The 8,315-nt window shown below is 40.1% G+C and carries 7 protein-coding genes; 5 read left to right on the top strand and 2 right to left on the bottom strand.

Features of this window, described 5'->3' with window-relative positions:
- Window positions 1–583: 583 nt before the first annotated feature.
- The 5 genes from relB to D8872_RS08935 all read left to right on the top strand — a co-directional run bounded on the left by relB (window position 584) and on the right by D8872_RS08935 (window position 6,377).
- Window positions 584–805 carry a type II toxin-antitoxin system RelB family anti-toxin gene (gene relB / locus D8872_RS08960; RefSeq protein ID WP_016397755.1) on the top strand — a complete coding sequence of 74 codons (222 nt, stop codon included), beginning with the start codon at window positions 584–586 and terminating at the stop codon, window positions 803–805.
- A gap of 307 nt (window positions 806–1,112) precedes the next feature.
- Complete coding sequence (locus tag D8872_RS08950) at window positions 1,113–1,382, top strand: DUF3173 family protein (protein ID WP_000450956.1); 270 nt, start codon at window positions 1,113–1,115, stop codon at window positions 1,380–1,382.
- The gene (locus D8872_RS08945; RefSeq protein WP_037612959.1) at window positions 1,354–2,541 is read left to right on the top strand and encodes a tyrosine-type recombinase/integrase; all 1,188 of its coding nucleotides are present in this window, start codon (window positions 1,354–1,356) and stop codon (window positions 2,539–2,541) included. The genes D8872_RS08950 and D8872_RS08945 overlap by 29 nt, the downstream gene beginning before the upstream one ends.
- A 317-nt stretch (window positions 2,542–2,858) precedes the next feature.
- Window positions 2,859–4,595 carry an ABC transporter ATP-binding protein gene (locus D8872_RS08940; protein WP_125390693.1) on the top strand — a complete coding sequence of 579 codons (1,737 nt, stop codon included), beginning with the start codon at window positions 2,859–2,861 and terminating at the stop codon, window positions 4,593–4,595.
- Window positions 4,596–4,604: 9 nt separating this feature from the next.
- Window positions 4,605–6,377, top strand: a complete 1,773-nt coding sequence (locus D8872_RS08935; RefSeq protein WP_125390692.1) for an ABC transporter ATP-binding protein — start codon at window positions 4,605–4,607, stop codon at window positions 6,375–6,377.
- Between the two features lie 90 nt (window positions 6,378–6,467).
- On the opposite strand, the gene D8872_RS08930 is transcribed toward D8872_RS08935, so the two are convergent.
- Both D8872_RS08930 and D8872_RS08925 read right to left on the bottom strand, forming a co-directional pair.
- The gene (locus tag D8872_RS08930) at window positions 6,468–7,151 is read right to left on the bottom strand and encodes a B3/B4 domain-containing protein (RefSeq protein WP_125390691.1); all 684 of its coding nucleotides are present in this window, start codon (window positions 7,149–7,151) and stop codon (window positions 6,468–6,470) included.
- Window positions 7,152–7,206: 55 nt separating this feature from the next.
- Window positions 7,207–8,220, bottom strand: coding sequence for a YdcF family protein (locus tag D8872_RS08925; RefSeq protein WP_125390690.1), 1,014 nt, complete (start codon window positions 8,218–8,220; stop codon window positions 7,207–7,209).
- Between the last annotated feature and the right edge of the window lie 95 nt (window positions 8,221–8,315).

The raw sequence follows: 8,315 nt of genomic DNA, 5'->3' as shown, positions 1-8,315 counted from the left end.
GTTTTATAAGAATACAATCAAGATATCATTATGCTATTTTTTTAGTTCAGTTAAAATATTGAGAAGTATTACTTTTATTTAAAAAGCATCATAAAGGACTCCAATTAATTACTAATGATTTTTCTAATTTAATTTTGTGGTTATTGACAAATAAAGTCTAGTTAATTGCTTTGAAATCCATGGATTGGTTTATATACATCTGTTAATGCAACGGATAATTTTATTGATAAGTAGGGAGTGGCTATTATTCAACTTTTAGGTTCTGAAAGTAAGAGATTCATCTTAGAAATATCATGTTGAGCATTTTTCAATTTGCTGGTTAGTAGTAATCTGGACATCATTAATCCCTTCCTTAACAAAATTATGTGACTTTTGTTACCGGATTACTGCTGATTTTTTAATAGCTTATNACATTTTTAGACGGTTAATAGATTTTGACCGTCTTTCTTAATATTGTCTTACCTATAATAGATATGCTTATGAGATATGTTTAATAGATTAATTTTAGTTCAAAATGTCCAGTTAGGACACTTTGAATGATTTCTTAGTTTTATATATTATACTTTTCTCAGGAGAAAGCTAGATGTACAGACGTTTGAGAGATTTGAGGGAAGATCACGATTTGACCCAAAAACAAATAGCTAAAATACTTTCGTTTACAAACTCAGCTTATGCTAAAATTGAACGGGGTGAGCATACGTTAACAGCAGATGTATTGGTAACTCTCTCAAACTTTTACGATGTCAGTACAGACTACCTATTGGGATTGACAGATTTTCCTGATAAAATTCGCTTTAGAAAATAATCTCCTCAATTTCATAGAGTGTGAAAATGAGGAGATTATTTTATTTGGTTCTTTGACAATTAAATAGTCCAAAATGGTACTTTCCTCATTTGTGGAGCAGTTTTGAATGGCTCGCCATGATAAGAGCGATATAAAAACCATCAATAAAATAGAGCGATACTTTATATGCCATGATACAAATGATATACAATGATACTTCTGACCGTTCAGGCTGCCACCGTAAAAGAGCAGCAAGTGAAATTCTTATGATGACTTCATCAGTCATGCCATGGAGGTGAAAAAATCTAAGAAAGGAAGTAGTAAAATCATGGAAACAGTAAACTATAAAGATTTAGTTGCGATTGGTTTTCCAGAGCACACATCGAGGAATATTATTAGACAAGCAAAAAAGATTGCTGTAAAAAAGTTTGAAGAAGCTAGAAAAAATGATAAGAATGCGGTACAATTAGGATGTTCACCTTTCGATAATAAAAGGTTAGGCATTGCTCCTAAAAATATTGTAGAAAATTTAATTGGTATTTCTTTTTCAGATATAGAAGGTGAGAAAAATGGTTATATCAAAGACAAAGAAATATAAAGGTGTATACAAAGATTCAAAAGGAAAAATATATTTTCAAATTGAATTAGGAGTTGATCCAATAACTGGGAAAAGAATTCAAAAGAAAGGAAGGAAAAATCAACAGGGACTACCGTTTAATTCTTTTAAGGAAGCATATGAAGAGATACTTCGTTTAAAACATGAATTTGTGAACTCTACTATTAATAATAGTTTTCTAACTTTTAGAGAGTTTATGGAAGAGATTTATTTAAAATATTATCAACAAAAAGTTCAATTTGTAACTTATCAGACCGCTTTACCACATCATCAGTTATTTATTAAGCAATTTGGTAGTAAAAAATTATCAGATATTAGTACTATTGACTGTGAAAGATTTCGCTTAGCTATTATAGACAAGTATTCTAGTAACTATGCTAAAAATATGTGGTCTAGATTTAAAGCATGTCTGGGCTATGCAGAAAGATTGGGTTATATTGATAGAGTTCCTTTTAAAGGATTAGATAATCCTAGAGGAAAGCACCCTGATACAAAATTTTGGACATTTGATGAATTTAAGAAGGTAATAAACTCTTTTGATATTAGTGAGTATGAGGGACTCCATAATTACATGACGATCTGGCTATATTTTATGACTGGCTTAAGAGTTAGTGAGGGTATTGCTCTTAAATGGGAAGATATTGATTTTGAACGTAAATGGATTCATGTTCATTCGACAATTGAGAAAGACAAAAACGGTGTATGGTATGCTAAACAACAAACAAAGACAGTAGCAGGGAATCGTAAAATTGATTTAGATGATTTTACGATTACAATACTTAAAAAATGGCGAGAAGTTCAAATCAAGAATGATGATAAAGATTATGTAATATCACGTTTTGGTGCCCCCTTGTGTAAGTCTACAATTTCTAGGATAATAAAAAGGCATGCTAAGATTACTGGTGTACCAGAAATTACAGGTAAAGGTTTAAGACATAGCCATGCCTCTTATCTTATAAATGTGTTACATAAGGATACTTTATACGTTTCATATCGATTAGGACATGCTGATAAGTCAACCACGTTGAATACATATAGTCATTGGTATTATTCAGGTGATTCAACAATTTCAGAAGAGATTACAAGCAGTTTAGATAATCTTGGATTATCAATTTACCTACCAAATTCCTGCCAGAGTTGAAAATTGAGGAATTAACCCACTAATACTGGGAGAAAATAGGATTTGCAAATTGTTACTCTTAAGTAATATAGTATCCAATTTTAAAAAAGCCAAGTCTTTTGACTTGGCTTTTTTGTAATTATTTAAGTTTTAACAAATCGGAGTAAGTAATGCTTTTTAAAATAAAATATAAACTCGAAGAAAAGATATGCTGATAAGTCTTTACGCTCTTTCATATTTCTGCTATAATATTTTTAATAAGGCGTGCATTTGCGCGCTCTTTTCTGTCTAAAAGTACTCTTCAGTGCTTTTTTATTGTTATATAAAATGGAGGGATTATGCTTTACATTTGGTCTTATTTGAAACGCTACCCCAAGTGGTTGGTGCTAGACTTTGTGTCGGCCATCTTTTTTGTAGTGGTCAATCTAGGTCTGCCAACGGTTTTGGCGCGCATGATTGACGAAGGGATTAACCAAGGCGATCAGGAACGCCTGTATTTCTGGGGCTTTATCATGCTGCTGGTTATTATCCTTGGGATTTTGGGGCGGATCGTCCTTTCCTATGCTGCTGGAAAATTAACGACCAGCATGGTGCGAGATATGCGGAATGATCTCTATGACAAGCTGCAGGAGTATTCCCATCATGAGTATGAGCAGATTGGCGTTTCTTCGCTGGTAACGCGGATTACCAGTGATGCCTTTGTCCTCATGCAGTTTGCTGAGCAAACGCTCAAGATGGGAGCTATCACGCCTATCATGATGTTGTCGTCTATCCTCATGATTTTCCTGACCAGTCCGTCCATGGCTTGGATTGTAGCGATTTCAGTGCCTTTTTTGGCAATCGTAGTTTGGTATGTTGCGGTCAAGACGCGTCCCCTGTCTGAAAAGCAGCAGAAGACGCTGGACAAGATCAACCAGTATGCTCGGGAAAATCTAACCGGTCTGCGGGTCATTCGAGCCTTTGCCCGTGAGGAATTTCAGGAAGAGCGCTTTGCTAATGAGAATGAAATCTATGCGGAGAATTCCAACCGTCTCTTTAAGCTGACGGGTTTGACGGAGCCTCTCTTTGTGCAGATTATCATTGCTATGATTGTGGCCATTGTCTGGTTTGCTCTTAAGCCACTGGGCAGCGGCGAGCTGAAAATCGGGGATTTGGTGGCCTTTATCGAATACAGTTTCCATGCCCTTCTGTCCTTCCTGCTCCTGTCCAGTCTCTTTACCATGTATCCACGGACGGCGGTTTCTAGTGAGCGTCTGAAGGAAGTCATGGATATGCCGATTTCCATCGATCCAAATGAGAATGGGATCACGGAAACTTCGACTCGTGGCTATCTGGAATTTGACAATGTAACCTTTGCCTATCCAGGTGAGACGGAAAATCCTGTCCTCCATAATATTTCTTTTAAGGCCAAGCCGGGGGAAACGATCGCCTTTATCGGCTCAACAGGCTCTGGTAAATCTTCCTTGGTTCAGCTGATTCCGCGTTTCTATGATGTGACCTTGGGCAAAATTTTGGTGGATGGTGTGGATGTCCGCGCCTATAATCTAAAGGCCCTCCGTCAGAAGATTGGCTTTATTCCGCAGAAAGCTCTGCTATTTACCGGGACGATCGCTGAAAATATCCGCTATGGTAAGGAAGATGCTAGCTCTGAGGAGCTCAATCAAGCAGCGGATGTGGCTCAAGCTCGCGACTTTATCGAGAGCAGAGAAGAGCGCTACGAGACGCATTTGGCTGAAGGCGGCAGCAATCTATCTGGTGGTCAAAAGCAGCGTCTATCCATTGCGCGTGCGGTCGTCAAGGAGCCAGACATTTATATCTTTGATGATTCCTTCTCGGCTCTGGATTACAAAACGGATGCGACTTTGCGCCGCCGACTTAAGGAAGTGACGCAGGATGCAACGGTTCTCATTGTGGCTCAGCGGGTCGGAACTATTATGGACGCGGATCAAATCATTGTCTTAGACAAGGGTGAGATCGTGGGTCGAGGCCGGCATGAGGAACTGATGGAAAATAATGCTATCTATCGCGAAATTGCCAATTCCCAGCTCAATAGCCAATCACTAACAGAAGAATAGGAGGAAGAGATGAAAGAAAATAGTTTTGTCCGTTTATGGGGCTATCTAAAAGTCTATAAAGCCGCCGTGCTTCTTGCAGTCTTCCTCAAGATTGTCAGTGTGGTCATGAGTGTCCTAGAGCCTTTTGTCCTAGGGCTTGCCATCACTGAGCTGACGCAAAATCTGCTGGATATGGCCAAGGGACTACCCGGTGCAGCCATCAATAGCAGCTACGTGGCTTGGATTATGCTGCTTTACTTTATTCGTGCCCTCTTTTATGAGATTGGTGCCTATTTCTCTAACTATTTCATGACCAATGCAGTGCAGAGCACCGTTCGCGATATGCGCAATGAGCTCAGTCGTAAAATCAATCGAATTCCTGTTTCGTATTTTGATAAGCACCAGTTCGGTGATTTGATTGGACGCTTTACCAGCGATGTAGAGACTGTCTCAAATGCTCTCCAACAAAGCTTTTTGCAGGTGGTCAATGCCGTCATGACCCTTATTTTGGTCATCGGGATGGTTCTTTATCTGAATATCCAGCTGGCCTTGATCGTTATTGTCAGCATTCCTCTGACCTATTTGGGAGCGAGATTCATCCTCAAAAAATCCCAGCCTTACTTTAAGCAGCAGGCGGATGTTTTGGGTGCTATGAATGGCTTCGTCCAGGAAAATCTGTCAGGTTTCAATGTTCTAAAGCTTTATGGTCGGGAAGAGACTTCGGCTGAGGATTTTCGAGCTATTACTCAAAATTTGCAGGAAGTCGGATTTAAAGCCAGCTTTATCTCAGGGCTTATGATGCCCGTTCTTAATGCGATTTCTGATTTGACTTATCTCATCGTCGCTCTGGTAGGCGGTTTGCAGGTTATTGCTGGTCAGCTGACTATCGGGAATATGCAGGCCTTTGTCCAGTACGTCTGGCAGGTCAATCAACCCATCCAAAACCTCACCCAGCTGGCTGGTCAGCTCCAGAGTGCCAAGTCTTCGCTGGATCGGATTTTCCAGATTTTGGATGAGCCAGATGAAGTCATGGATAATACTATCCAGCTAGACAAGGACTTGACTGGTCAAGTCAGCTTCAAAGATGTAGACTTCCAATATGTGGCAGACAAGCCGCTGATTCGCAACTTTAATCTGGAAGTCCAGCCGGGTGAAATGGTGGCTATTGTCGGGCCGACTGGAGCTGGTAAGACGACCCTGATCAACCTTCTCATGCGTTTCTACGATGTGACCAAGGGCTCTATCAGCGTAGACGGCCACGATATTCGTCAGCTATCCCGTCAAGACTATCGTAAGCAATTTGGTATGGTTCTGCAGGACGCTTGGCTTTATGAAGGAACTATCAAGGAAAATCTTCGCTTTGGTAACCTTGAAGCTACCGATGAGGAGATTGTGGAAGCAGCCAAATCAGCCAACGTGGACCACTTTATCCGTACCTTGCCAGGTGGCTACAATATGGAAATGAATCAGGAGTCTAGCAATATTTCGCTAGGTCAAAAGCAACTCCTGACGATTGCACGGGCTCTCTTGGCAGATCCTAAGATTCTGATTTTAGATGAGGCGACTTCCTCAGTTGACACTCGTTTGGAGCTCTTGATTCAGAAAGCCATGAAAACTCTTATGCAGGGGCGGACGAGCTTTGTCATTGCGCACCGTTTGTCTACTATCCAAGAAGCAGACAAGATTTTGGTGCTCAAGGATGGACAAATCATTGAGCAGGGCAATCACAAGTCGCTGCTGGCCGACAAGGGATTCTATCATGACTTGTATATGAGCCAATTTTCAGACAAGAAAGAAGCCTAGACATACAAAAAAGGAAGCTCGCTTGAGTTTCCTTTTTGATTTATAATTTGATGGAGTTTTACTTCAAAAGCTTGTCGATTGGAAAGTTGCTTAAAGATCCTCTACTTGAACGACATAGGTTTCAAATTCGAGATTTGGCATGGCTGCTGCTAAATCCTGGTGAATGCGTTCAAGGGCTTCTAGTCGCATTTGGACAGACGTATGGGCATTTCCTTGGATAATGAAAATGGCATTCTTGGTGCTATCATCAAATTTATAAAGGTCGCTGTCACGAACGTCAAGCCAGGCAAGGATGCCTTTTTCATCTCGGTAGACATAGTCAGTAGGAGCTACGTGCTTTTCCTTGGATAAGATAGGGAGGAAAATATCGTCCTTCTGACTGACAGTAAATTCAATCTCATCACCGATTTTATCAAGGTCGTGCCCGCCAATAGCTAGAAGAGAATGCAAGGATTCCACGTTATAAATATCAATGATGCTGTTGATCCTTGGAATGGAGCCTCGGTGTTGGATATTGCGGATCAGAGCTGGTACAGTTGGCGGATTCTTTTTAACACTGCGCCCCACTTTCTGTAGCAAATCACAGTAGCCTTGGATGGTCGGATGGTCAATGATCTCTGCTAGATTGCAATTCAAAGCCCAGTTTTCTGCTTTCTTCTGTTTTTGGAGAAAGGCTTGAGATAAAGGTGCTTGAGGATCAACGTTTCTAGCAATAGCAAGGACCACACTCCTAATTCCAAGTTCTGCTAAACTTTTATCAATGGTAAATTTCATCTTAGACGGACCTCCATTTTTTTCTTACCTTCATTATACCTTTTTCTAGGGCTTTTTACAATGAAAAATATGTGTGGAATAAGGAGAAAAGGAAGGGAAGCAGTAGAATTCCGATGATAAACGCATGCCATTTCCAGTAGATACGGATCAAGCCAGCGGTTTCTCGGATCCATGCAGAAGGAAGGAAATAGAAGGCCGTGCGAGAACCAATGCTGCGGCCTTTGAGACCAACTTGTTTCATATAGATGCCAGCACGTAGTGCATGGAAAGAATTTGTGACAAGGACAACCCGATCCTGCTCCAGTCCATGTGCTAGCATAAGCAGTTTACTGAATATGAGATTTTCAAGCGTAGTGCGAGATTTATTTTCGAGGAAAATACTGTCAGCTGGGACTCCTTTATCTATCAAATATCCTGTCATGGCCTCTGCTTCGGAAATCCACTCGTCGTCTCCCTGACCGCCAGAGACAATGATGACTGGCTTCTGATTAAATTTTTCATAGATGGCTAGGCCTTTATCTAATCGTTGAGCCAGTAGGGGAGGCACCTTGTCTCCAAACAATCCTGCACCGAGGATAATGATCGTCTGAGGCTCTTTCTTAACTGGAAAGAGATTTAAAAAGAATGCGTAGATGATATAGGAAAGATAGAGAAAGGTACCGTAAAAGAGCAGCAAATCAGCGAGGGAAATCAAAATTGCAAGAAATGACCGTGGAGCGAGAAAATGCAGTAAACTAAGCCCTATGATTGCTAGACCGTAGAGAAGCGATAGTAGATTGGCTAGTCTGAGCCCCTCTAGCTGTAGCATTTGGCGACCATTAAAAATCAAATAAGCAGTAGAAGCAAAAATACTAAAGGGGACTGCTAAAAGCAGGATATAAAAGCTAATAATAGCTGGTTTATAACCAATAAATCGCTCAAGGCTAACAATCGTAAGCCCAGCTAAAACAATTCCCATCATCATAAGAGTGAAGGTCAGGAGATAGGCGTTGAATAAACTTCTAGGTTCCCGATAGACTAAAAAAGTAAATATAGCAGCAGGGATAAGCCAGACTAGATGAAGTACCATAATAAAACCTCGCAAATGAACTTATAACTAGTATAGCATAAGTCCATCTAATAAAAAAGGAATCACTAACATGATATAAATCGAAATTAAATAAA

Origin of the sequence: Streptococcus cristatus (assembly GCF_003943815.1) — a bacterium.
Taxonomy (GTDB): Bacteria; Bacillota; Bacilli; order Lactobacillales; family Streptococcaceae; genus Streptococcus; species Streptococcus cristatus_F.
This window is presented reverse-complemented; position numbering and strand designations above follow the sequence as displayed.